General features: G+C 67.6%; 24 protein-coding genes. 10 read left to right on the top strand and 14 right to left on the bottom strand.

Annotation, left to right across the window (positions count from 1 at the left end):
- Positions 1 to 8: 8 nt before the first annotated feature.
- The gene (locus CFB43_RS28670) at positions 9 to 1,250 is read right to left on the bottom strand and encodes a glycosyltransferase (RefSeq protein WP_089497518.1); all 1,242 of its coding nucleotides are present in this window, start codon (positions 1,248 to 1,250) and stop codon (positions 9 to 11) included.
- A 94-nt stretch (positions 1,251 to 1,344) separates the two neighbouring features.
- On the opposite strand from CFB43_RS28670, the gene CFB43_RS28675 reads away from it, so the two are divergent.
- Entirely contained in the window at positions 1,345 to 1,965 is a 621-nt protein-coding gene (locus CFB43_RS28675; protein ID WP_089497519.1) for a TetR/AcrR family transcriptional regulator, read from the top strand.
- A gap of 323 nt (positions 1,966 to 2,288) precedes the next feature.
- Entirely contained in the window at positions 2,289 to 2,642 is a 354-nt protein-coding gene (locus CFB43_RS28680) for a hypothetical protein (RefSeq protein WP_089497520.1), read from the top strand.
- A gap of 37 nt (positions 2,643 to 2,679) precedes the next feature.
- Here CFB43_RS28680 and CFB43_RS28685 read toward each other — a convergent pair whose 3' ends face one another.
- The 5 genes from CFB43_RS28685 to CFB43_RS38065 all read right to left on the bottom strand — a co-directional run bounded on the left by CFB43_RS28685 (position 2,680) and on the right by CFB43_RS38065 (position 7,488).
- Entirely contained in the window at positions 2,680 to 3,525 is an 846-nt protein-coding gene (locus CFB43_RS28685) for an alpha/beta fold hydrolase (protein ID WP_089497521.1), read from the bottom strand.
- Positions 3,526 to 3,634: 109 nt separating this feature from the next.
- Positions 3,635 to 4,552 carry a LysR family transcriptional regulator gene (locus CFB43_RS28690; RefSeq protein ID WP_011355987.1) on the bottom strand — a complete coding sequence of 306 codons (918 nt, stop codon included), beginning with the start codon at positions 4,550 to 4,552 and terminating at the stop codon, positions 3,635 to 3,637.
- 250 nt (positions 4,553 to 4,802) lie between these two features.
- Positions 4,803 to 5,048, bottom strand: coding sequence for a DUF3717 domain-containing protein (locus CFB43_RS28695; protein WP_089497522.1), 246 nt, complete (start codon positions 5,046 to 5,048; stop codon positions 4,803 to 4,805).
- A gap of 264 nt (positions 5,049 to 5,312) precedes the next feature.
- Positions 5,313 to 6,848 (bottom strand): amino acid permease, encoded by a 1,536-nt coding sequence (locus CFB43_RS28700; RefSeq protein ID WP_089497523.1) that lies wholly within the window; start codon positions 6,846 to 6,848, stop codon positions 5,313 to 5,315.
- 358 nt (positions 6,849 to 7,206) lie between these two features.
- Positions 7,207 to 7,488, bottom strand: a complete 282-nt coding sequence (locus CFB43_RS38065; protein WP_179254866.1) for a hypothetical protein — start codon at positions 7,486 to 7,488, stop codon at positions 7,207 to 7,209.
- On the opposite strand from CFB43_RS38065, the gene CFB43_RS28705 reads away from it, so the two are divergent.
- The 4 genes from CFB43_RS28705 to CFB43_RS28720 all read left to right on the top strand — a co-directional run bounded on the left by CFB43_RS28705 (position 7,427) and on the right by CFB43_RS28720 (position 12,580).
- Positions 7,427 to 8,959 (top strand): GGDEF domain-containing protein, encoded by a 1,533-nt coding sequence (locus CFB43_RS28705; RefSeq protein WP_089497524.1) that lies wholly within the window; start codon positions 7,427 to 7,429, stop codon positions 8,957 to 8,959. The genes CFB43_RS38065 and CFB43_RS28705 overlap by 62 nt on opposite strands.
- A 163-nt stretch (positions 8,960 to 9,122) precedes the next feature.
- A complete protein-coding gene (locus tag CFB43_RS28710; RefSeq protein ID WP_089497525.1) occupies positions 9,123 to 10,193 on the top strand; it encodes an FUSC family protein in 1,071 nt (356 codons plus the stop codon).
- Between the two features lie 333 nt (positions 10,194 to 10,526).
- Positions 10,527 to 11,861, top strand: a complete 1,335-nt coding sequence (gene argG, locus CFB43_RS28715) for an argininosuccinate synthase (protein ID WP_069250949.1) — start codon at positions 10,527 to 10,529, stop codon at positions 11,859 to 11,861.
- Between the two features lie 221 nt (positions 11,862 to 12,082).
- On the top strand, positions 12,083 to 12,580 hold the full coding sequence (locus CFB43_RS28720) for a shikimate kinase (RefSeq protein ID WP_089497526.1): 498 nt from the start codon (positions 12,083 to 12,085) through the stop codon (positions 12,578 to 12,580).
- 22 nt (positions 12,581 to 12,602) lie between these two features.
- Here CFB43_RS28720 and CFB43_RS38070 read toward each other — a convergent pair whose 3' ends face one another.
- Complete coding sequence (locus tag CFB43_RS38070) at positions 12,603 to 12,938, bottom strand: hypothetical protein (RefSeq protein ID WP_144023124.1); 336 nt, start codon at positions 12,936 to 12,938, stop codon at positions 12,603 to 12,605.
- On the opposite strand from CFB43_RS38070, the gene CFB43_RS28725 reads away from it, so the two are divergent.
- The gene (locus CFB43_RS28725) at positions 12,922 to 13,716 is read left to right on the top strand and encodes a polysaccharide lyase family 7 protein (protein ID WP_089497527.1); all 795 of its coding nucleotides are present in this window, start codon (positions 12,922 to 12,924) and stop codon (positions 13,714 to 13,716) included. The two genes, CFB43_RS38070 and CFB43_RS28725, sit on opposite strands and share 17 nt — an antisense overlap.
- 77 nt (positions 13,717 to 13,793) lie before the next feature.
- On the opposite strand, the gene CFB43_RS28730 is transcribed toward CFB43_RS28725, so the two are convergent.
- Together CFB43_RS28730 and CFB43_RS28735 are read right to left on the bottom strand one after the other, a co-directional pair.
- Positions 13,794 to 15,104, bottom strand: coding sequence for an MFS transporter (locus tag CFB43_RS28730; protein WP_089497528.1), 1,311 nt, complete (start codon positions 15,102 to 15,104; stop codon positions 13,794 to 13,796).
- A 243-nt stretch (positions 15,105 to 15,347) separates the two neighbouring features.
- The gene (locus CFB43_RS28735) at positions 15,348 to 16,430 is read right to left on the bottom strand and encodes a tartrate dehydrogenase (RefSeq protein WP_089497529.1); all 1,083 of its coding nucleotides are present in this window, start codon (positions 16,428 to 16,430) and stop codon (positions 15,348 to 15,350) included.
- Positions 16,431 to 16,538: 108 nt separating this feature from the next.
- Here CFB43_RS28735 and CFB43_RS28740 point away from each other — a divergent pair, with 108 nt between their 5' ends.
- The gene (locus CFB43_RS28740) at positions 16,539 to 17,447 is read left to right on the top strand and encodes a LysR substrate-binding domain-containing protein (protein WP_089497530.1); all 909 of its coding nucleotides are present in this window, start codon (positions 16,539 to 16,541) and stop codon (positions 17,445 to 17,447) included.
- A gap of 275 nt (positions 17,448 to 17,722) precedes the next feature.
- Here the strand turns inward: CFB43_RS28740 and CFB43_RS28745 are convergent, their stop codons facing one another.
- From CFB43_RS28745 to CFB43_RS28755, 3 genes are all read right to left on the bottom strand, one after another.
- Positions 17,723 to 18,718 carry a LysR family transcriptional regulator gene (locus CFB43_RS28745; protein WP_089498177.1) on the bottom strand — a complete coding sequence of 332 codons (996 nt, stop codon included), beginning with the start codon at positions 18,716 to 18,718 and terminating at the stop codon, positions 17,723 to 17,725.
- A 93-nt stretch (positions 18,719 to 18,811) separates the two neighbouring features.
- On the bottom strand, positions 18,812 to 19,231 hold the full coding sequence (locus CFB43_RS28750; RefSeq protein ID WP_089497531.1) for an ATP--cob(I)alamin adenosyltransferase: 420 nt from the start codon (positions 19,229 to 19,231) through the stop codon (positions 18,812 to 18,814).
- 125 nt (positions 19,232 to 19,356) lie between these two features.
- Complete coding sequence (locus CFB43_RS28755; RefSeq protein WP_089497532.1) at positions 19,357 to 20,157, bottom strand: AraC family transcriptional regulator; 801 nt, start codon at positions 20,155 to 20,157, stop codon at positions 19,357 to 19,359.
- 172 nt (positions 20,158 to 20,329) lie between these two features.
- Between CFB43_RS28755 and CFB43_RS28760 the strand changes: the two genes are divergently transcribed.
- The gene (locus CFB43_RS28760) at positions 20,330 to 20,956 is read left to right on the top strand and encodes a LysE family translocator (protein WP_089497533.1); all 627 of its coding nucleotides are present in this window, start codon (positions 20,330 to 20,332) and stop codon (positions 20,954 to 20,956) included.
- A 13-nt stretch (positions 20,957 to 20,969) separates the two neighbouring features.
- Complete coding sequence (locus CFB43_RS28765; protein ID WP_089497534.1) at positions 20,970 to 21,734, top strand: class I SAM-dependent methyltransferase; 765 nt, start codon at positions 20,970 to 20,972, stop codon at positions 21,732 to 21,734.
- A 24-nt stretch (positions 21,735 to 21,758) separates the two neighbouring features.
- On the opposite strand, the gene CFB43_RS28770 is transcribed toward CFB43_RS28765, so the two are convergent.
- Both CFB43_RS28770 and CFB43_RS28775 read right to left on the bottom strand, forming a co-directional pair.
- Positions 21,759 to 22,448 carry a DUF2848 domain-containing protein gene (locus CFB43_RS28770; RefSeq protein ID WP_089497535.1) on the bottom strand — a complete coding sequence of 230 codons (690 nt, stop codon included), beginning with the start codon at positions 22,446 to 22,448 and terminating at the stop codon, positions 21,759 to 21,761.
- Between the two features lie 72 nt (positions 22,449 to 22,520).
- Complete coding sequence (locus tag CFB43_RS28775) at positions 22,521 to 22,907, bottom strand: hypothetical protein (protein WP_011356002.1); 387 nt, start codon at positions 22,905 to 22,907, stop codon at positions 22,521 to 22,523.
- Positions 22,908 to 22,932: the final 25 nt, after the last annotated feature.

A 22,932-nucleotide genomic window follows, 5' to 3' on the forward strand; every position in this document is an offset into this window, starting at 1 on the left:
GCGCGGGCTTACCGCGCGCCCGGCTGCCCCCATCGCTCGATCGCACTGACGGCCCGTTTCAAGCCTTCCTCTTGTGCGATGCGCGCGCCGAGTTCTATCGCGCGCGCTTGCGTTTCGCCCCGTTCAGCGAATGCGATGGCCTGCGCCAGTGCGGCAGCGTCCATGCGCCGCCCCGCGACCGGCGCATCCGCCACGCCGAGTCGCTGCAGCCGGTTCGCCCAGAAGAACTGATCGCCCGCGAACGGCACGACGACCGACGGAATGCCGGCCCGCGCAGCCGAATGCGTGGTGCCCGATCCGCCGTGATGGATTGCCATCGATACCTGCGGGAACAGCCAGTCATGCGGCGTATCGCCGATCACGTGAACGTTCTTCGGCAGCATCGACGCTTCGATACCGCTCCAGCCCGGATAGAACAACGCGCGCCGACCGGCGAGTGCGTGCATCAATGCATCGACCATCGCGGCGCGATCGAAGCCGGCCATGCTGCCGAATCCGACGTACACGGGCGGATCGCCCGCTTCGAGAAAGGTCGAGAGATCAGGCGACGGCGCCCATGCCCGCGCATCGATCCGCCACTGGCCGCATGCCTGCACATTCGACGGCCAGTCGCCCGGGCCGGACAGCAGCGCCGGCGACACGCCGTACAGCATCGGATGATCGGTCCACACCTGCTTGCGCGGCGGCAACCCGCACACGCTCGCGCGTGCCGCATTCGTCGCCTTCCTGAACGCCTGCCACAGCAGCGCGTTCACGAACCGGTGGCTTGCGCGGTTCAGCCAGCGCGGCACCTTCCCCGGCGGCAGGAACGGCGACGCGAATTCGGTGGTGGGTGTGATCGGGATCATGCCGGTGCCGATCGCCGGCACGCCGCGATACTCGGCGACCGACAAGCCGACGAACGATGCGAGCCCCGACACGAGGATTGCGTCGCAGCCTTCCGATGCATCCGCGATTTCGCGCATCCACGCGCCCGTGTTCGCATTGGCGATCGCCGCGAGCGCCTTCGACGTGTCATTGAAGCCGCCGCGCCCGCGCACCGCGTCGGCCAATGCGCCATCCGGCGCAATCGCCCCGCGGATATCACCGGACAACGACGCCGACGGCACACCAAGCGCCACTGCCGACCCGAGCGTCGCCGCATCGGCCAGCAGCCGGACATCGTGGCCGGCCTCGATCAACGCACGGCCGAGCGCCGCGAGCGGGCGCGTGTCGCCTTCGGTGCCGTAGGTGGCGATGACGAGCTTCATGCGTGACTCCTCGTGCACGGCGGCAATGAGTGGATTCAGAAAAATGCACGTCGTATACTAATGCAACTCGTGCACTTTCAGTCAATCCCCCGCCATGCCGACTCCGACCGACGATCCGGGCCGCCGCGCCCGCAAGCGCATCCAGATGCTCGCGCATCTCGCCGCCACCGGTGCACGCCTGTTCGACGCGCACGGCTATGAAGCGGTCACGATGGAACAGATCGCCGCGCAAGCCGATGTCGCGAAACGCACGCTGTACAACCACTTTGCAACGAAGGAAGCCGTGCTCGCGCACTGGCTGGAGGGTGAACTCGCACGCGATCTCGCGCATCTGCAACGCGACGTCGCGCGGCGCAAGACCTTCGCGTCACGCATCGACTGCGTGCTCGATGCGTCGGCTGCGTGGTGCGAGCAGCATCCCGCGTATCTGCTCGCGTATTTGCGCCATCGCTTCCTGAGCATCGGAACGGTTGAAGCGGCAAGCGGTGGAGAGAACGGCAGCGATATCGCGCTCGTGTGGCAGCAACTGATCGCGGCCGGGCAACAATCCGGCGAACTGAACGGCACGCTGCGGGCCGACCAGCTCGCGACGTGGTTCCATCACCTGTATCTCGCGGCGATGCTGCGCTGGCTGAGCCTGCCGGGGCTGTCGCTGAAACGGGAGTTCCAGGCGGTCGCGAAGCTGTTCGTCGAAGGTGCTCAAGCGAAAGGCTGAGCGGCGCCGGTAAGCGTTGGCCGGTGCCAGTCGGGCGCTCGCCGGGCGCAAGCGCCCGGGCGCGACCGCGAGGAGCGAGCGCCACTGAGGCGGTCGGTGCCACATCCGTCGCATTCGGCGCATTCGGCGCATCCGGCACGATAGACGCGTCGCGCGACGCCGATGCATTTTTACGACGGCCGCACGCTTCGCATGCCAAATTTCCCGTGCAGCAGTATGCTGATGTCGTACGGCCGCGCGCGACGCTTCGGGTAATCCCTTCGTTTGCACGTTGTCGCGCCGCCGTCGCGACCGCAATCATGCGTTGCAAGGAGGGATTCGTGATGGCAACCACGCATCAGCATTTCCACCTCGAACTACGGCACGCCACCGCGCCGACCTATTTCATCAGCTACCTGTTTCCCGCGTTGCTGTTCGTGTACGAACTGCTGCGCGTCGGCCAATGGATCCGCGATCACGGGATGCAATTCGCCGCGTTCAAGCAGATGGGTTACGAGTATTTGCTGATGCTGATGTTCGTCGGACTGCAGATCGTCGTCGAGGCGATCTTCCTGCTCGGCGCTGCAATGCGTCGCGACAATCGCGACTTCGAGCACCGGCTACCGAATGTGGTCCTCGGGATCGGCCTATCGATCGCCGTGCTCGCGATCGACCTCGCGATCCAGCTCGCGTTCTGACGGCCGGCGGGCACCTGCCCGCCGGTGGCAGCAGCGCTCAGGCGAGCGCGTCGCGCAGGAACGTCGTCACGGCGGCCAGCACGTCGCCGGTTCGCTCGCGGTGCGGCATGTGCCCGCACTGGCCGAGCAACAGATACGACGACGGCCCCGCGACGCGCGCGGCGATCCGCTTCGGATGCACGTCGGATCCATATTCGTCGTCTTCGCCGTGAATCGCGAGCGTCGCGCATTGCACGCGCGGCAAGTCGTCGTCGAGATTCCAGTCGCGAAAAGCCGGCGACAGCCACGTGTCGACCCACGCGCGCAGCACCCATTCGGCCTTGTCGCCGTGATAGCGCGCGAGCCGGTCGAGCTGGCCCGGTTCGTCGAACTGCTGCCCCGCGTCGCGGATGCCGGCCAGCGTGCGATCCTCGACGAACGCCTGCGCGGCGATCGTCACGAGCGCGCGGCAACGATCCGGATGCGCGGCTGCACACCCGACCGCCATCCCGCCGCCGACGCTGTGCCCGAGCGCAACGAACGCGTCGACGCCCAGTCGTTCGAGCAGCGCCGCGAACGCGTGATCGGCCTCGTCGCGCACGAACGTCGTGCCGAGTGTCCCCGGATGGCGATCGGAACGGCCGAAGCCGAGGCGGTCGTATGCGATCACGTCGCGCTGCGTGGCGCTCGCGAGCTGCGCGGGAAAGTCGCGCCACAGGTCGACGCAGCCGAGCGAATCGTGCAGCAGCACGATCGGTGCGGCCGGCTCAGGCGCGGCCGGCCCAGGTGCGCCTACATTCAACGCCCCCGCTGCCTGTTGCGCCAGACCACCGCGCCAGCGTTTCGCAAAGAGGCGCCCCTGCGGCGTCTCGACGGTGATCTCCTCGATCGGGATATCGGTCATGTGTGTGTCGTCTGCGTGAAAGCGGCCGCCCCTCGGCGGCCGGATCGGATCCTGCGATGGTGGCCGGCACGCGCACACAGCGTCAAGCAAACCCCCACCGCCCGCGCGTTCATTCGGGCTGCGGCGGCAGATACTCCATCTGCGCCTCGTCGTACAGCCGGTAGATCAGCGCCTGCATCGCGCGCAGATCCTCCGATTCGTCGAGCATCCGCATGCTCATGATGATCGGCGACACGAGGTTCGGATCGTCGAGCGGCTTGTAGCTGATGTCGTCGCGCTTCAGCCCGTACACGCTGTGCGGCACGACCGACACGCCCTCGCCCATCGCGACGAGACCGAGCGCGATCTGCAGTTCGCGCGTCTCGTAGATCTTGCGCGGCTGCAACGCGCGATCGTGAAACGCCGCGAGCACCTGGTCCGCATAGCTCGGGCGCGGCGCCTTCGGAAAGATGATCAGCGTGTCGTTCACGAGATCGTGCAGCGACAGCACCGGCTTCGCGCTGTCGAGCGGATGGCCGACCGGCAGCGCGACGATCATCCGCTCCTCGCGCAGCACGACGCGCCGCACGCTCGGATCCTCGTGGCGGATGCGCCCGAACCCGACGTCGATGCGCCCTTCCTTCAGCGCCTTGATCTGGTCCATCGTCGACATCTCGTGCAGGCTCAGCTCGACCGCCGGATACTCGCTGCGAAAGCGCCGGATGATCTTCGGCAGCATCCCGTACAGCGTCGAACCGACGAAACCGACCGACATGCTGCGCTCGATCTTGCCGACCCGCTTCGTCATCGATTCGAGTTCGGTCGTCTGCGCGAGCAGCTGCACCGCGTGCGAATAGAAGAAGCGGCCCGCATCGGTCAGCTTCAGCGGCCGCGCGTTGCGCTCGAACAGCGGCACGCCGAGCGCTTCCTCGAGCTGCTGGATCTGCCGGCTCAGCGGCGGCTGCGCGATATGCAGCCGTTCGGCCGCCCGCGTGAAATTCCGCTCTTCGGCGACCGCGACGAAGTAGCGGAGGTGTCTCAACTCCATGTTCGAATCCTCCCGGGCAGGCGACGGATGTTGATTCGGCACCGCGCACGGCGCGGGCGCCGGCCGTCCACACCGGCCCGGTCGGTCCCCTGCTTCCCGATCCCGTCACGATACCTCAGCCGGTACCGATCCCGGCGCGAACCGCATGGCGCGCGCAGCGGCGGCCGGCGCCGCGCAATGCAAAACGGGAAGCCGCAACGCTTCCCGTTCGTTCACCGATACCGCGCCGCGGCACCGTGTGGGCCGAGCATCACACCTCGGTCGCGTAGAGCGCGTCGCGCTGCGCGTCGCTCAGCGAGTCGAGCGGCACGTCCGGCAGTTTGTAGCAGATCATCGTGCCGTACAGTTCCGCGAGGCAATTGCTGCCGGCGTCGAGCGCGTAGCCGTCCTCGCCGTCCGGCGCCGGCGGGTACACTTCGCGCCACGCGTTGATCGCGGCTTCGAGTCGCACGATGGAAACGGGTCCGGCCTTCCGCTCGGCGGGTGATGCGCTCATGGATTCCTCTGGGTTGCGCGCTCCGCGGGCCGGATCGGCCCGGATGGAACGATGAAAACGCCGGGCGTTTCGCCGGCCGCCGCCTGTCGCGCGCGCCGGATGCCGATCCGCGCGGCGCGCCTCGCGCCGGCCGGGCCGTGGCCCGGTAGGGTCGGGCAATATAACCGGCTTTGACCCCGTGCAGGCAAAAGCCGGGCAAAAAAAACGGGAAGCGCGAGGCTTCCCGTTTCGTCGTACGTCACGCGGCCACGCGCCGCGCCCGCGTCAGCCCGCGGTTTCGCGGTTCGCCACCGGCTGCCGCTGCGCGCCGCGGCTCGCGGCGATCCACGGCGCGATTTCCATGTCTTCGTAGCGCACGAAGCGGCTCTTCTTCAGGAACCGGAAGCCGAGCCACACGACCAGGAACAGCGGAATGCCGACGTAGGTCGCGGCGACGCCCGCCCAGTCGATCCGGTTCGCGAGGAACGCCTGGTAGTCCTGGCCGAGCGCGATCACGAGGCACAGCACGAACGCGAACAGCGGGCCGAACGGGAACCACTTCGACTGGTACGGCAGCTGGTCGAGCGCATAGCCCTGCTTCACGTAGCCCTTGCGGAACCGGTAGTGGCTGACCGCGATGCCGAGCCACGCGATGAAGCCGGTCATCCCCGACGTGTTCAGCAGCCACAGGTACACGGTCTTGTCGCCATACAGCGACGTGAAGAAGCACAACGCGCCGACGGCCGTCGTCGCGTACAGCGCATTGCGCGGCACGCCGCCCGCCGACAGCTTCGCGAAGATCTTCGGCGCGCGGCCTTCGGTCGCGAGGTTGTAGAGCATCCGCGTCGATGCATACATGCCCGAGTTGCCGGCCGACAGCACGGCCGTCAGGATCACCGCGTTCATCACGCCGGCCGCGAACGCAAGGCCCGCGTGGCGGAACACGAGCGTGAACGGGCTCACGCCGATGTCGGTCACGTCCGTCTTCAGCAGGTTCGGGTCGGTATAGGGAATCAGCACGCCGATCACGAAGATCGCGAACACGTAGAACAGCAGGATCCGCCAGAACACCTGGCGCACCGCGCGCGGGATCGTCGTGCGGGGGTTTTCCGATTCGCCCGCCGCGACGCCGATCAGCTCGGTGCCCTGGAACGAGAAGCCCGCGATCATCGCGACGCCCATCAGCGCCGGCAGGCCGCCCGCGAACGGTGCGTCGCCGATCGTCAGGTTGCCCCAGCCGTTGCTCGGCGCGCCCTTCAGAATGCCGAAGATCATCAGCAGGCCGACGCCGATGAACGCGACCACGGTGACGACCTTGATCAGCGCGAACCAGTATTCAGCTTCGCCGAAGCCGCGCACGGTCAGCGCGTTGAGCAGGAACATCACGCCGAGGAACGCCGCGCTCCACCACACGCCCGGCACGTTGGGAAACCAGTAATGCATCACGAGCTGCGCGGCGACCAGCTCCACCGCGATCGTCACGGCCCAGTTGTACCAGTAGTTCCAGCCGAGCGCGAAACCGAAGCCTTCGTCCACGTACTTCGCGCCGTAGGTCGCGAACGAGCCCGACACCGGCATGAACGCGGCCATTTCGCCGAGGCTCGTCATCAGGAAATAGACCATCAGGCCGATCGCCATGTACGCGACCATCGCGCCGCCGGGGCCGGCCTGCGAGATCGACGCGCCGGACGCGACGAACAGGCCCGTGCCGATCGAGCCGCCGATGGCGATCATCGTCAGGTGGCGCGCCTTCAGCGCGCGATGAAGCTTGGGTGGGTTCGCTGACGAACCGGATGGGTCGGATTTCGGAATTGCGGACATAAACGAGACGAACGTTGAGCGGGCCGGCATCCGTAGCCGGCGCATGCGAAATCGGAGCGCGGTGCGCGTCCTGCGATGCATTCGATGCGGCCCCGATACGCGTTGCGCGGCGGGCGCCTGCGGCGAAGCGCGGATTCTACCTGATTCGTCACGGGGACAGCTCAGGTGCCGCCGCCCGCCGCCGCCGCGGAGACTGCACAGAATCAAGGGGTTGGCCGCGTCGAACCGGGCCGCCGTCGCAGGTCGGCTCAAAAAACCCGCGCAATGGATGGTTATCCGGTTCTCCGACCCCATCGATGACCCATCGCAATCCGCCCGATATCGCGCCAGTACGCATAATCGCCGGGTAATCACGGGATTATTCAGACAATACGACCGATATCGACGATTGATTCAAATCAAATACCCTTCCGTAAAGCGGTAATGCTGCGTAACAATTTGGAATCGCCGGATCCGCATGCATGTTTTGCATGCACACGCGAATCTCCGGAATTCGCGAGATAATGCGCCCCGATTCAAAATAAACAGCGTACGGAATCGCCAACGACGCGAAAATCCGCCGCCCGCCCCCATCGAGGATGAAGTCACTCACGCTGCCCGCCGCGCTGCGCCGCCATACCGCGTCGATCGTGGCACGCATTCTGTCGCCCCGCGGCGTACTCGTGGCGGGGATCGTGCTGCTGATGTTCAGCTGGGGGCTTTCCACGTCGCTTTTAATCGAGGCGCGGCGCGATGCATACGACCATGCGGTCGAAAATGCACGCAACCTGATGCTGCTGATCGAGCGCGATATTGCGCGCAATATCGAGCTCTACGATTTGTCGCTGCAGAACGTCGTCGACGGCGTTACCGATCCTGAACTGGCGGCCCTGCCCCCGCACCAGCGCCACCGCCTGCTGTTCGACCGCGCGGCGACCGGCGAGTATCTCGGGTCGATCTTCGTGATGGACGCGCTCGGCAATATCGTGATCGATTCGAGCGCATCGCCCGCCCGGCAAGGCAATTTCGGCGACCGCGACTATTTCGCCGTGCATCGCGACCAGCTCGCCCAGGGCCTCTACATCAGCCGGCCGTATGCGTCCCGGCTGCGCGGCGGCGCCTTGACGATCGCCCTCAGCCGCCGGATCAACCGGCCCGACGGCGCGTTCGCCGGCATCGTCGTCGGCACGCTCAGCATCGACTACTTCCGCGCGCTGCTCGACGGCCTGGCGGTCGGCAAGCACGGCAGCGCGGCGATCGTCGAGGACAACGGCACGCTCGTATCGCGCCTGCCGTACGACCCGCACGTGGTCGGCCTCGACCTGCACAGCTCGCCGCTGTTCATCGAATCGCAGCGCGCCCGCGACGGCGCGCTGGCCGGGGTCGGTACGATCGACGGCATCCGGCGCATCTATGTTTACAAGCATCTCGCCGCCCTGCCGCTGATCGTCGACGTCGCGCCCGCCGAGGTCGACATCTACGCGTCGTGGCACCACCGCGCGATCTGGACCGTCGTGCTGATGTGCCTGTTCACCGGGTTCATCGCGTGGGGGTCGCTGGCGCTGTCGCGCGAACTGAAGCGCCGCCAGGTCGCCGAATCGAAGCTGTACCGGCTCGCGCACACCGATGCGCTGACGGGCCTCGACAACCGCGGCACGTTCGACACGGTGCTCGCGAAGGAGGCGCAGCGTGCGTCGCGCAGCGGCCGCCCGCTGTCGGTGCTGTTCGTCGACGTCGATCACTTCAAGGCATTCAACGACTATTACGGCCATCCGGCCGGCGACGACGTGCTGCGGCGCGTCGCGCAAACCGCCTCGCGCTGCCTGCGCCGCGACAGCGATCACGTCGCGCGCTACGGCGGCGAGGAATTCGTCGTCACGCTGCCCGACACCGATGCGCCAGGCGCGTTGACCGTCGCCGAGGGCATCCGGCGGGCGATCGCGGCGCTCGACATCGAGCACGCGAAAAGCCCGTACGGGCGCGTCACGGCGAGCATCGGCGCGGCGACCGCCACCGACGGCCGCGTGAACGCCGCGACGCTGCTGCAGCGGGCCGACGAGGCGCTGTACCGCGCGAAGTCCGGCGGCCGCAATCGCGTGCTGGAGGCGCAGCCGAGCGCCGCCGGCGCATGACGTCGCCGTGACGTGGCGTGAAGTCGCACCGCGGCCGGCCGGGCCGGATGACCGCACCGTGGACAGTCCTCCCGTGTTCGGTTAGCGTGACACCTGCTGCGCACGCGGCGCGGCGCCGGCCCGCGCAGGCCGCCGTGCGCGTTCCAGCCACTCCCGTTCCGCCATGACCACCCCGTTCCCTGCCCGGCTGCCGCCGTTCCTGCGCCACGCGCTCCGCCCGCTGCTCGAGCCGTACCGCCGCTACCGGCACGCGAAGCTGATCCATGCGGCGCGCGTCTCGCTCGCGATTCTCGTGTCGATCGCGCTGTCCACCGGCCTGAACGTGCCGCACGGCGAGTGGTCGACGATCACCGTGCTGATCGTCGTCGGCGGGCTGCAGCACCACGGCAACATCCGCAAGAAGGCGGCCGAGCGCGCGCTCGGCACGTCGATCGGCGCGCTGGCGGGGCTCGGGCTGATCCTCCTCTACTCGTTCCTGCACGCACCGTTCGCGATCTACCTGCTGATGGCCATTGGGTGCGGTATCTGCGCGTATCACGCGATCGGCAAGGCCGGCTACATCGCGCTGTTGTCGGCGATCACGATGGTGATCGTCGCCGGGCACGGCGACAACGAGATCGTCGACGGCCTGTGGCGCGCGGTGAACGTGCTGGTCGGCATCGCGATCGCGCTGGCGTTCTCGTTCGCGCTGCCGCTCTATGCCACCTACTCGTGGCGCTACAAGCTCGCCGATGCGCTGCGCGCGTGCGCGGCCGTGCATGCGCGGCTCGCGGGCGACCGCCAGGTCAGCGACGACGCGCACCTGAAGGAAATGGCCGCGCTGAGCGCGCTGCTCGTCCAGCTGCGCTCGCTGATGCCGTCGGTGTCGAAGGAATGCGAGACGTCGATGATGCAGCTCGAGGCGATCCAGCGCAGCCTGCGCCTGTGCATCGGCTATCTGGAGATCCTGTCGAGTGCGGTGCCGGCCCGCGACGACATCGCGGCCCGCGAGTACATGCGCGTCGACATGAAGGCCGTGAACCGGCGCATCCGCGACACGCTGGTCGGCGCGAGCCGCGCGCTCAAGTTCGGCACGCCGAGCCGGCTCGCCCCGCGCCGCCGGCCGACGGACGTGCCGCACGACGCGCCGCCGCCGCAGTTGTCCGGCTACGTGTCGATCACGGCCAAGCTGGCCGGGGAAGTCGATCAACTGCGCGAGAAGCTGCTCGACACCGCGCAGTCGTGGAATATCTGACGTCGGCGGGGATCCGGGCTTCGCGCGCGCGCCCGTCTTTCATATACCTTTCATCTTGACATATCGGCATCCTGACGGCGGGCCGCCCCACCCGTCAGCCGATCCGGCCCCGGAAACACGGCCCGCGCCGGGCGCGTCGATGCCTGTTTCTGCCGCGATTTCGCACCGGCGAGCGCGGTATTCTCCACCCGGCTCACCGCCCGCCAGGCCCGCCGCGACAGGCTCGACGACGGTTCCGCGCGAAAATCAGCCCTTGCCCCAACCTCCCGGACAGCCGATACTCGCATATTCCGCGAAATACGATCCCACCGGCTTCAATCCACGGTAATTCCTATGAGCACGATTCTCGAAAGCCTCCCGACCGGCCAGAAGGTCGGTATCGCCTTCTCCGGCGGCCTGGACACCAGCGCTGCATTGCACTGGATGAAACTCAAGGGCGCCGTCCCGTACGCATACACGGCGAACCTCGGCCAGCCCGACGAAGACGATTACGACGCGATCCCGAAACGCGCGATCGAATACGGCGCAGCCGGCGCCCGCCTGATCGACTGCCGCGCGCAGCTCGTCGCCGAAGGCATCGCGGCGCTGCAAAGCGGCGCGTTCCACATCACGACGGCCGGCGTCACGTACTTCAACACCACGCCGATCGGCCGCGCCGTGACGGGCACGATGCTCGTCGCCGCGATGAAGGAAGACGGCGTCAACATCTGGGGCGACGGCAGCACGTACAAGGGCAACGACATCGAGCGCTTCTACCGCTACGGCCTGCTGGTGAACCCGGATCTGAAGATCTACAAGCCGTGGCTCGACCAGACGTTCATCGACGAGCTCGGCGGCCGTGCCGAAATGTCCGAATTCATGAACCAGGCCGGTTTCGCGTACAAGATGTCGGCCGAGAAGGCCTACTCGACCGATTCGAACCTGCTCGGCGCGACGCACGAAGCGAAGGATCTCGAAAGCCTCGAAAGCGGCATCAAGATCGTGAACCCGATCATGGGCGTCGCGTTCTGGCGCGACGACGTGAAGATCGCCGCGGAAGAAGTGACGGTGCGCTTCGAAGCCGGCCAGCCGGTCGCGCTGAACGGCGTCGAGTTCACCGACCCGGTCGAGCTGCTGCTGGAAGCGAACCGCATCGGCGGCCGCCACGGCCTCGGCATGAGCGACCAGATCGAGAACCGCATCATCGAGGCGAAGAGCCGCGGCATCTACGAAGCCCCGGGCCTCGCGCTGCTGTACATCGCGTACGAGCGTCTCGTCACCGGCATCCACAACGAAGACACGATCGAGCAGTACCGCGAGAACGGCCGCCGCCTCGGCCGCCTGCTGTACCAGGGCCGCTGGTTCGATCCGCAGGCGATCATGCTGCGCGAAACCGCACAACGCTGGGTTGCACGCGCGATCACCGGCGAAGTGAAGATCGAACTGCGCCGCGGCAACGACTACTCGATCCTGAGCACGAAGTCGCCGAACCTCACGTACCAGCCGGAACGCCTGTCGATGGAGAAGGTCGCATCGACGTTCTCGCCGCGCGACCGGATCGGCCAGCTGACGATGCGCAACCTCGACATCACCGATACGCGCGACAAGCTGCGCGTGTACTCGCAAGTCGGGCTGCTGACGCCGGGTGAAGCGTCGGCGCTGCCGCAGATCAAGGGCGACGAGAAGTAAGTCGCTTCGCTCGACGCCGTGCCGCATCGCTGGATGCGGTACGGTTGGGCAGGCTGGGGGGCGCATCCTCTTCGCGCACTCTGCCTGCCACTCCTTCCGCCACTCCCCCGCCTGTCTGCTTTCCCTTCCGCAATCGCATCACCTCGCGTGACGTACCAACGGCACGGCATCGCCACACCCGTCATGGCAAGCTGCGAGTCTTCCAATTCCTGCGCTGACTCATGACCGCCCTTACCGTCATCCACCTGAACGGCCCGATCAACAGCGGCAAGACGACGATCGGCCTTGCGCTCGCACGCTTGCTGCCCGACGCACGCTTCATCGACGGCGACGATCACAATGCGCCCGAAGACGCACCGTTCGACGTGCAGTGGGCGATCGCGCTCGAACGTCTCGTCACGCAGATCACGCACGCACGTGAGCGTCATCTGGTCATCGCCTATCCGATCGGCGAAACGGAATTCGAGCGGCTGCGCGCCGCCTGCGACGCGCGCGATGCGCGACTCTTCATCGTGACGCTCGCACCGCCCGAAGCGGTCGCATCGTCGAATCGTGGCTCGCGTGCGCTGACGGACTGGGAGCGCAACCGGATCGCCGAGAGGTATCGCGAAGGCTATGCGTCGCGGGCGTTCAGCCAGATGGTGCTCGATACGTCCGATGCGACGCCCGATGCTTGTGCGGCGCGTATCGCGCAACACGTCGCGGCGACGGAGTCGTAACCGGAACATCTGCCCGCACCCTTCACGCCGGCACGCGGATACCTCGCAGCAGCCGGCGAAAGACAGCTTCTCCGGCCAAAATAGGAAAACGTTTACTCTTCCGAAACTTCTTGCTAGCATCGTCCTCGATCGGCTTGAGCGCATTCACGGAAAGCCGATTGCAAGCCTTGAAAATCCCGTAATTCCCGGCATCATCGTTCCAGCCTTCGAGCCTCATCTGCTTTCTGTATTTTGGAGTGAATCCTGCGGGCAACCGATCTCGTTTCAACGATAAGGCACCCGAATAGGAAAACGTTATCCACAACGTGGCGCCCAGCCACGGACCATCAGAGAGAGACACCATGAAGAACAGGATCATCCCGTGCGTCGTCGCCGTTCTGTCCGTTGCGTGCCTGTCCGCGTGCGGCGGCGACGATCCGGCCAGCCCGGCCGCCGCCGCCCGCCAGCAGGCCACCGTGATGGCGCTCAGCCCGTCGAACCCGCCCGGCTCGAACTTCAACCTCGCGCCGTTCACGCTGCAGTTGCCGACCGGCTCGTCCGGCAAGGTCGACACCGTGAGCGGCTCGTCGCTCGCGGGCGGCCACGTGAACCCGACGTATTTCTACACGGACGGCAGCGACGGATCGATGGTGATGATGGACCCGACGCAGGGCTGGACGACGTCCGGCTCGCTGCATCCGCGCACCGAGTTGCGCGAGAACGCGATCTGGCCAACCTCCGGCACCAACCGGCTGAACGCGACGGTGGCCGTCACGCAGGTGCCCGACCACACGACGATCGGCCAGATCTTCCAGGGCACCGGCCCGAGCAAGCCACTGTGCGAGCTGCAGTTCACGTCCGGCGGCGTCGTGCAGTTGCTGCTCGAAAGCACCAACCAGGGCGGCAAGTCGACGACCACGCCGATCACCACGGTCGGCGTCGGCCAGAAGTTCAGCTACGCGCTGAGCCTGAGCGGCACGACGATCACCGTCACCGCGAACGGCACGACCAAGACCTTCACGATGGATTCGAGCTTCGATGGCGAGAGCTTCTACTTCAAGGCGGGCGACTACGACCAGACGGCCGTGTCCGGCACGCCGCTGACGACGCCCGGCACGATCGTGAAGTTCTATGCGCTGACGCTCACGCACAGCTGATCGCGCGGCACGACGCGTGAAGCCGGACGGGCGCACGTCATGCGCGACCGTCCGGCGTTTCGATGCACACGTCGCGCTTACGAGTGATGCCGCACGCCCGGCACGGCGGCTTGCCTCGCGCCCTTGCGGCTCAACATCAGCGTGACGACCGCCGACACCGCGAGCGTGCCCGCCACCACGTAGAGCCCCGCCGCATACCCGCCCGTCACGTGCTTCAACCAGCCGATCGCGAACGGCCCGACGAACCCGCCGAGATTGCCGATCGAGTTGATCATCGCGATGCCCGCCGCCGCGCCGGCGCCGGACAGGAACGCGCTCGGCATCGCCCACAACGGCGCCTTCGCGGCGCTGATCCCGATGTTGACGACGACCAGCGCGAGCACGGTCAGCAGCGCTGTGCTCGCCTGCCCCGCGAACACGAAGCCGATGCAGGCAAGCACGCACGGCATCACGACGTGCCACGTGCGCTCGCCGGTGCGATCCGAATGCCGCGCCCACGCGATCATCGCGACGACGGCGGCGATGCTCGGGATCCCGGTGAGCAGGCCCGTCTGCAGCGCGGAGAAGCCGAACTGCTTGACCATCAGCGGCGCCCAAAGGCCTAGCGTATACAGCCCCGCCGACGTGCCGAAGTAGATCAGCGCGAGCGCCAGCACGCGTGGGTCGCGCAGCGCCTGCCACGCGCCGGCCGTATGCCCGGCATGCGTGTGGCGCGCATCGGCTTCGGCTTTCAGCTTCGCGACCAGCCAGTCGCGCTCGTCCGCGCGCAGCCACGCCGCCTTCGACGGCGCATCGGTCAGGCACCTGAGCACGACGAAGCCGAGCACGACCGCCGGCAGCGCTTCGACGATGTACAGCATCTGCCAGTCGGCGAGCCCGAACATCGGCGGCATCTGCATGATCGCGCCCGACAACGGCGAACCGATCGCGGTCGAGATCGGCGCGGCCGCCATGAACCACGCGGCGGCCACCGCGCGCTGCTTCGCGGGAAACCACCGGCTCAGGTACAGGATGATGCCGGGGAAGAACCCGGCTTCGGCCACGCCGAGCAGGAAGCGCAGCACGTAGAAGCTCGTCGGCCCGGCCGCGAATGCGGACACGGCCGACACGATCCCCCACGTGATCATCACGCGCGCGATCCAGATACGCGCGCCGACGCGATGAAGAATCAGGTTGGACGGCACCTCGAACAGGAAGTAGCCGATGAAGAACAGGCCGCCGCCGAATCCGAACGCGGTCGGCGACAGGCCGATCGCCTTGTTCATCGTCATCGCGGCGAAGCCGACGTTGACGCGATCGAGAAAGCTGACGAAGTAAAGCAGCATCACGAACGGAATGATGCGCCACATCAGTTTCCGCGCGACGCGGGTTTCCAGATCCGCTTGCATGTGTCTCCTCCTTCGAGGTCGAGCCGGCTAGTCGTCGAGTCGTGCTCGGTGGTTGAATGCTCGCCAGCGCCGCGACGAAGCGCGTGGGCCGGCGCGCCCGGCTCGCGTCGGGCGCGCGAGTCTCGGGGCAGGAAAATCCGGGGACGATGAACGGGCGACGCCCGGTAACCGGTTGCGCTCGCGCGCCGCCGCGGGTCGCTGGCCGCCATGTCGCGGCCCGCCTGCCCATCGCCGCGCCTGTCGTCAGGCGGCGACCGCCGCGTTCGCGACGCGCTCGCACACGGCCGCCGTCACCTGCGCGGTCGTCGCGCTGCCGCCGAGATCGCGCGTATGCAGCGACGGGTCGGCCGTCACCGCCTCGATCGCCTGCATCACCCGCGCGGCGGCGGCCGTTTCGCCGAGGTGCTCGAGCAGCATCACGACCGACCAGAACGTGCCGACCGGATTCGCGAGCCCCTTGCCCATGATGTCGAACGCGGAGCCGTGGATCGGTTCGAACATCGACGGATAGCGGCGCTCGGGATCGATGTTGCCGGTCGGCGCGATGCCGAGGCTGCCGGCGAGCGCGGCCGCGAGATCGCTGAGGATGTCCGCGTGCAGGTTGGTCGCGACGATCGTGTCGAGCGACGCCGGCCGGTTGACCATGCGCGCGGTCGCCGCATCGACGAGTTCCTTGTCCCACGTCACGTCGGGGAATTCCTGCGCAATCTGCTTCGCGATCTCGTCCCACATCACCATCGCGTGGCGCTGCGCGTTGCTCTTCGTGATCACGGTCAGCAGCTTGCGCGGGCGTGACTGCGCGAGCCGGAACGCGAAGCGCATGATGCGTTCGACGCCGGCACGCGTGAGGATCGACACGTCGGTCGCGGCCTCGATCGGATGGCCCTGGTGCACGCGGCCGCCGACGCCCGCATATTCGCCTTCCGAGTTCTCGCGGACGATCACCCAGTTCAGGTCGTCGGGCCCGCAGCGCTTCAGCGGCGCGTCGATGCCGGGCAGGATGCGCGTCGGGCGCACGTTCGCGTACTGGTCGAAGCCCTGGCAGATCTTCAGGCGCAGCCCCCACAGCGTCACATGATCGGGCACGTCGGGGTCGCCCGCCGAGCCGAACAGGATCGCGTCCTTGCCGCGCAGCGCATCGAGGCCGTCGGCCGGCATCATCGCGCCGTGCCGGCGGTAGTAGTCGGCGCCCCAGTCGAAATCCTCGAACTCGAACGCAAAGCGGTCGCTGCCGCGGGCCAGCGCTTCCAGCACTTGCTTGCCGGCAGGCACCACTTCCTTGCCGATCCCGTCGCCGGGAATCGTTGCGATACGGTAGGTCTTCATGCGCACATCCTCGATTGATCGTCAGCGTGAGGGCACTTTACCGAACCAGAAGTACAGGAACCGGTGCTAGACTCAAAGCATCTTTAACTTCAATTCACGAATCCCGTCATGGCGGATACCGTCCAGCCGGCCGATCTCGGCTTCTTCTCGACGCTGGCCGCGTCGGGCAGCCTGAGCGCGGCCGCGCGCGAACTCGGGCTCACCGCGGCGGCCGTCAGCAAGCGGCTCACGCAGATGGAGCGGCGCGCGGGCGTGACGCTCGTGAACCGCACGACGCGGCGGATGATGCTGACGCCGGAAGGCGACGTGTATCTCGACTACGCGCGCCGGATCCTCGACCAGATGGACGAGCTCGGCGAACTGCTCGGCAGCGCGAAGCAGCGCCCGAAGGGGCTGCTGCGCGTGAACGCGACGCTCGGCTTCGGGCGTAACCAGGTCGGCCCCGCGATCTCGCGCTTCGTCGCGCGTTATCCGGAGGTGTCGGTGCAGCTGCAGTTGTCGGTGATGCCGCCGCCGCTCACCGACGACGCGTTCGACGTATGCATCCGCTTCGGCGAGCCGCCCGATACGCGGGTCGTCGCGCGACGGCTCGCGCCGAACCGCCGGCTGCTGTGCGCGGCGCCCGCGTATCTCGCGCGGCACGGCACACCGGCGACGCCGCACGACCTGACGCGGCACAACTGCATCGGCATCCGGCAGGGAGACGAGGGTTACGGAATCTGGCGCCTGACGAGCGGGCGCGGCGCATCACGCCACACGGAAGCCGTGCGGATCAACGGCAACCTGACGACGAACGACGGCGAGATCGCCGTGAAATGGGCGCTCGACGGACACGGGATCCTGATGCGCGCGGAATGGGATCTGCGCGACTACCTCGCCGACGGTCGCCTGGTGGTCGTGCTGCCCGACTACGAGACGCCGAGCGCCGACATCTATGCGGTGTATGCGCAGCGCCACCAGATGTCCACGCGGATTCGCGCGTTCGTCGATTTTCTGGCGGACGAACTGGGGCGGTGATCGGGACGCACGAAACGACGTCCGTCGACTCAGCAGAGACCAACGTGCGGCTCGCTCAAAAGAGCCAGTATTTCAGCTATTTCGTCAAAAAATCGCCAGAATATTGGCACTTTCATACGAGCCGGCATCCCCCGGATTCGCGCGCGGCCGGCGCCGTCCGCTCCGCCACGGCAACCCGGCGGGATCATCGATCTGCTTCCGCCATATCGTCGGTCAAGAAAGCGCACCCACTACGATGGCGAACGGTTGCCCGCGCCCGACTCGACACTTGCTGATCAAGCTGCGGCCATCTGGGCGTCCACCTGATCAACCCTGTCCGCGGCGCCCACCATCGGCCGCCACACTCGTGCGGTGAGCATGCCCGCCTGCTCGCCCACCGCCGCGCCGAACCGCTCCGCAATCCAGTCGACGAACGCGCGCACGCCGGGCGACACATGCGGCCGCTTCACGTAGACGGCCGACACCGCGATTGCGTCGGGCCGCCAGCGCGGCAACACTTCCCGCAACCGCCCCGCGTCGATCAGCGGCTGCGCGGCGACGCGCGGCAGTTGGATCAGCCCGAGGCCGTGCACGCCGCACGCCAGATACGCCGGCTCGTCGTCCACGCTGACGATTCCGTCCATCCGCACCTTGCGCACCGCCCTATCGACGAGGAAATCGAGTTCAGCCGTGCGCTGCCCCGGCACGGACGACATGCCAACCGCGCGATGCGAGCCCAGATCGTCGAGCGTGCGCGGCACGCCGTGGCGGTCGAGATACGCAGGGCTCGCGCACGTCACGCGCTCGAGCATGCCGAGCCGGCGCGCGACGAGCGACGAATCGGGCAGGTCGCCGAGCCGGACACTGCAGTCGATCGCATCGCCGACGCGATCGGCCGCGCGCCCGGAGACACCCAACGTCAGCACCAGATCGGGATGCCGTGCATGAAACGCGCCGAGCGCCGGCAGCACGATCGCGTCCGCGACCGCCGCCGGCAGCTCGACGCGCAGCGGCCCGCTCGGACGCAGCGCGGCGCCGCGGATGCTGGCTTCGAGTTCGTCGACGTCGGCCGTGATGCGCGCGCAGCGCCGGTAATACGCGTCGCCTTCGGGCGTCGCCCGCAGTGCGCGCGTCGTACGCACCAGCAAAGGCATGCCGAGCGCCGTTTCGAGCTCCTGCACGGTCCGCGTCGCGGTGGCGCGCGAAATGCCGAGCGCCTGCGCCGCACGCGTAAAGCTGTTCATTTCGACGATGCGCGTGAAGATGCGCATCGCGCGGATCGGATTGTCCACCGGACACCCCTGCATGTGTGCCGCATGCCGCGGCGCGCTTGCGCCGCGCATGCGTATCGAGGAACGCCGCGCCGCCGGCGCGGCAGCATGGCTTCAGCCGTTCGCCGCCACGGCGCCGCGCGCCGGCTGGTCGAGCAGCCGCTGCGCCAGCGCGAGCGCGTCGTCGCGGGTGGCTGCCGCGTTCAGCGGATAGCCCCATACCTTCTCGAACGCACCCGAGAATGCGTTGAGCGCCACACGCCGCGCTGCGTCGGGCTCGATCGCGATCATCGCGGGGATCCATTCGCGCGACTGCGCGCGGTTGGCCTTGCTCCACTTCGCGAGCTGCTTGCGCAGTTCGTGATCGTCCGGGCCGCGATCGTCGCCGGACGGCGCATCGTCGGTCAGAAGAACGAACGGTTCGCGACGCGCCAGCAACGCGTCGAGTTCGGCAATCAGACGGGCGGGATCGGTGTGCGTCGAACCGGTGTAACGCAACCAGACAAACGGGAATTCAGTCGTGACGATTTGCATGTCGGCCTCCAGATGAGAACGATTCTCATTTTATGGATCGAGGCCTGTGGCGTCATTTATCGTGCCGGCCAACCGCTTGCTCAATCCGGCCAATCGCGCACGCGCGGTGGTGCGGCCTTCGTCGTTCAGCGTTGCCGGTCGGTCAGGAATTGCGTCGGCGACTTGCCGGTCGCCTTGCGGAACATCGTCACGAAGCTGCTCGCGCTCTCGTAGCCGAGATCGATCGCGATCTGGTGTACGCGGCGGCCGGTCGTCAGCATCCGCAGCGACAGCGCGACGTGCAGCCGCCGGCGCCAGTCGCCGACGCTCATCCCGAGCTCCTTCGCCGCGAGCCGCGTCAGGCTGCGCTCGCTGATGCCCACGCGTCGCGCGAGTTCGGCCAGCGGCGACTTGTCGGCCGGGTCGTCGAGCAGATGGTCGATCAGCTTGCGCAGCCGCCGGTCGGCCGGCATCGGCAGGTACAGATCCTCGACCGGCGCCGCGACGAGTTCGTCGAGCAGCGTCGCGATCAATCGCCCCTGCGGCCCGTCGACGTCGTACAGGTTCGGGAAGCTCGCCGCCTTCAGCAGCAGCTCGCGCAGCAGCGGCGACACCGACAGCGTGCAGCAGCGCACCGGCAGGTCGAGCGCGGCGTCGGGTTCGACCAGCACCGCGTAGAACGTCGCGCCGGCCGAGCCGCGCGCCGAATGCGGGACGTCGCCGGGAATCCACACCATGCATTGCGGCGGCGCGCTCCACACGCCGCCGTCGACCTCGCAGTAGATGACGCCGCTCAGCGTATAGAGCAGTTGTGCCTGCGGATGGCTGTGCCGCTCCAGCCGCCATTCGGGCTCGACGACCGAGCCGCCGAACACGACGAGCGGACGCGGCACGTGGAAGAATTCGTCATCCGCTGCGGGATCGGTGGTCGGTGGAAGCTCGCGCATGAAACGATGGACGATGGAGGAAGCCGGACGCGCTGCCCGCGCGTCCTTTCGTGCTTATACCAGAAAGGGGCCGGTGCGGCCGTGCGGTTGCCCGGGCCGCGTCTGCAGTCGGGCGCCGAAACGAATACAATGCCCCGATCCCCCGCCGCTGCGCCCACCTGCCGGAGCCGCCATGTTCGACCTGACCACGCTGACCACCTTCACGGCCGTCGTCCTGGGCCTGTTCCTGATTCCCGGCCCCGCCGTGCTGCTCGTGCTGAGCCGCACCGTGCAGGGCGGCCGCAAGACCGGCATCCTGACCGGCCTCGGCGTTGCCAGCGGCGACTTCGTGCATACGCTGTTCGCGGCCGTCGGCCTGTCGGCGCTGCTGATGACGTCGGCGCTCGCGTTCAACGTCGTGAAGGTGGTCGGCGCCGCGTACCTGATCTATCTCGGCGTGCGCGCGCTGATCGAGAAGCCGTCCGATCCGTCGCTGCCGAGCGTGTCGCCGGTCACGCCGCTCAAGGCGTACCTGCAGGCGATTCCCGCCGAATTGCTGAATCCGAAGACCGCGCTGTTCTTCCTCGCATTCATGCCGCAGTTCGTGCATCCGGAACGCGGCTCGACGTTCGTGCAGTTCGCGGTGCTCGGGCTGATCTTCGTCGTGCTCAGCTCGCTCTACACGACGCTGATCGCGTGCTCGATCCGCCCGCTCGGCCGCATCGTGAAGCGGCTCACGTGGCTCACCCGCTGGCAGGGGAAGATCATCGGCTCGATCTTCATCGCGCTCGGGCTGCGCGTGGCGGTGCAGCAGCGCTGACACGCGCGGCCGCATGACGCCAGCCGCCGTGCCCGCCGGCGAAACCCTCTACACCGACCCGCGCCTCGTCGCGCTCTACGACCTGTTCAACGCGGGCGACCAGGACTTCGCGTTCTACGCGTCCGTGATCGGTGCCGCGCGGCAACGCATCCTCGATCTCGGCTGCGGCACCGGCACGTTCGCGCGCCGGCTCGCGGCAGCCGGGCACGACGTCGTCGCGATCGATCCCGCGCCGGCGATGATCGAATACGCCCGACGCCAGCCCGGTGCCGACACCGTGCGCTGGCTTGCATGCGGGCTCGACAGCCTGCCGCCCGATGTACCGCCGTTCGAGGCGATCGTGATGACCGGGCATGCGTTCCAATGCCTGCTGACCGACACCGAAATCGACGCGACGCTGCGCGCCGTGCGGCGCGCGCTCGCGGACGGTGGCCGCTTCCTGTTCGACACGCGCAATCCGCGCATCCAGCCGTGGCGTGCATGGACGCCGGAGCATTCGGCACGCAGCGTCGAGTCGCGCGAAGCGGGCATCGTCGATCTTCATCACGCGGTGCGCTCGGTGGACGGTGCGATCGTGACGTTCGACACCCACTACCGCTTCCGCCGCGACGACACGGTGCTGACGAACACGAGCCGGCTGCGTTTCGCCGCGCAACCCGACCTGCAGGCACGCGTGATCGCAGCCGGATTCTCGTCGGCCGACTGGTACGGCGACTGGCGGCACGCGCCGTTCGACGCTGCGACCAGCGCGGAGATCATCGCGATCTGCCGCGCGTGAGTGCGTGCGCGCGCTGCTACCGCGTCAACCCGCCACGGGCAGCGTGTCCACCGCATACGCATGCCGCAGCGTGCGCCCCAGCACCGGATCTTCCAGCTCGATCTCGAACCGCTCGGCCGGCCGGATACCGCCGATCGCCGCGAGCGTGCCGCACAGCATCGCGGTGCCGTCGACGAAGCGGCCGTCATGGCGTGCGAACTGCGCGAGCAGGTCGTCCGGCGCGCGCATCGCGGTCACCTTGCCCTCCTGATACAGCACGCGCTCGCCGTCGATCGTCGCGTACGCGCGCAGCACGAGCTGATCCCAGTGCCCGGCCACGTCGTCGAACTTCCACAGCGTGTTCGCGCACGGCTTCCCGCACATCTGCTTCGACACGGTGATCCCGTAGGTCTCGACCTCGCGGTCGGTATGGTCGGACGCGATACCCACGAAGGTCTTGCCGCCGTCGCGCACCAGTACGAATTCCGCTTCGCCGCTGCTCTGCCCGCCCGATACCTGGATCACTGGCGACGGGTCGAGACGATCGGCCGCGACGCGATAGAACACGGGCGTCGTCGCCGGGCGCTTGACGCCGAGTTCCTCCAGCTCGCGAATGTGCTGCTCCATGGCGAGCGTGTCGCGGCCGGTCCAGCCCGCGATCACGAGCGTGTCGATCGCGATCGCGCGCTCGGTGCGGCCGTCGCGACCGTCGATCGCGAACGTGATGGTTTTCATCGAATGCTCCTCGTGGCGGGCAGCGCACGCGCTGCGGGCTGCCGCCCGCCTTGTGTCGTGGATCGGCCGCGCTTACGCCGGGTCGTAGTAGTGGATCTCCAGCAGCACGCAGCCGCCGTTCGACTTGAACGGGCCGTGCCATGCGCCGGGCGGACGCACCGCGTACGTGTAGCCCTTGAACGGCGTACCGCCGTTGCCGTGCTCGTCGTTGCCGACGGTCAGGTCGCCCTCGACGAGAAACACCTCTTCCCAGTAGTCGTGCACGAACGGCTTCTTCGTATGCAGCCCGGCCGGCAGGCGCAACAGGCGCGTGCGGCTGCCGCGCTTGCGCTCGGTGTCGAGCGCGCCGGACAGGATCAGTTCCTGCGCGCCGGACGCCGGGTCATACCCTTCCGGCAGCCGCCAGTCGCGTTGCATGTCCAGCGTATGGAATTCGTCGTGAAGCTTGTTGATGGCCATCTGTCTCTCCTGTGGCGATAGCGGA

The sequence above is a fragment of the Burkholderia sp. AU15512 genome (genome assembly GCF_002223325.1).
Taxonomy (GTDB): domain Bacteria; phylum Pseudomonadota; class Gammaproteobacteria; order Burkholderiales; family Burkholderiaceae; genus Burkholderia.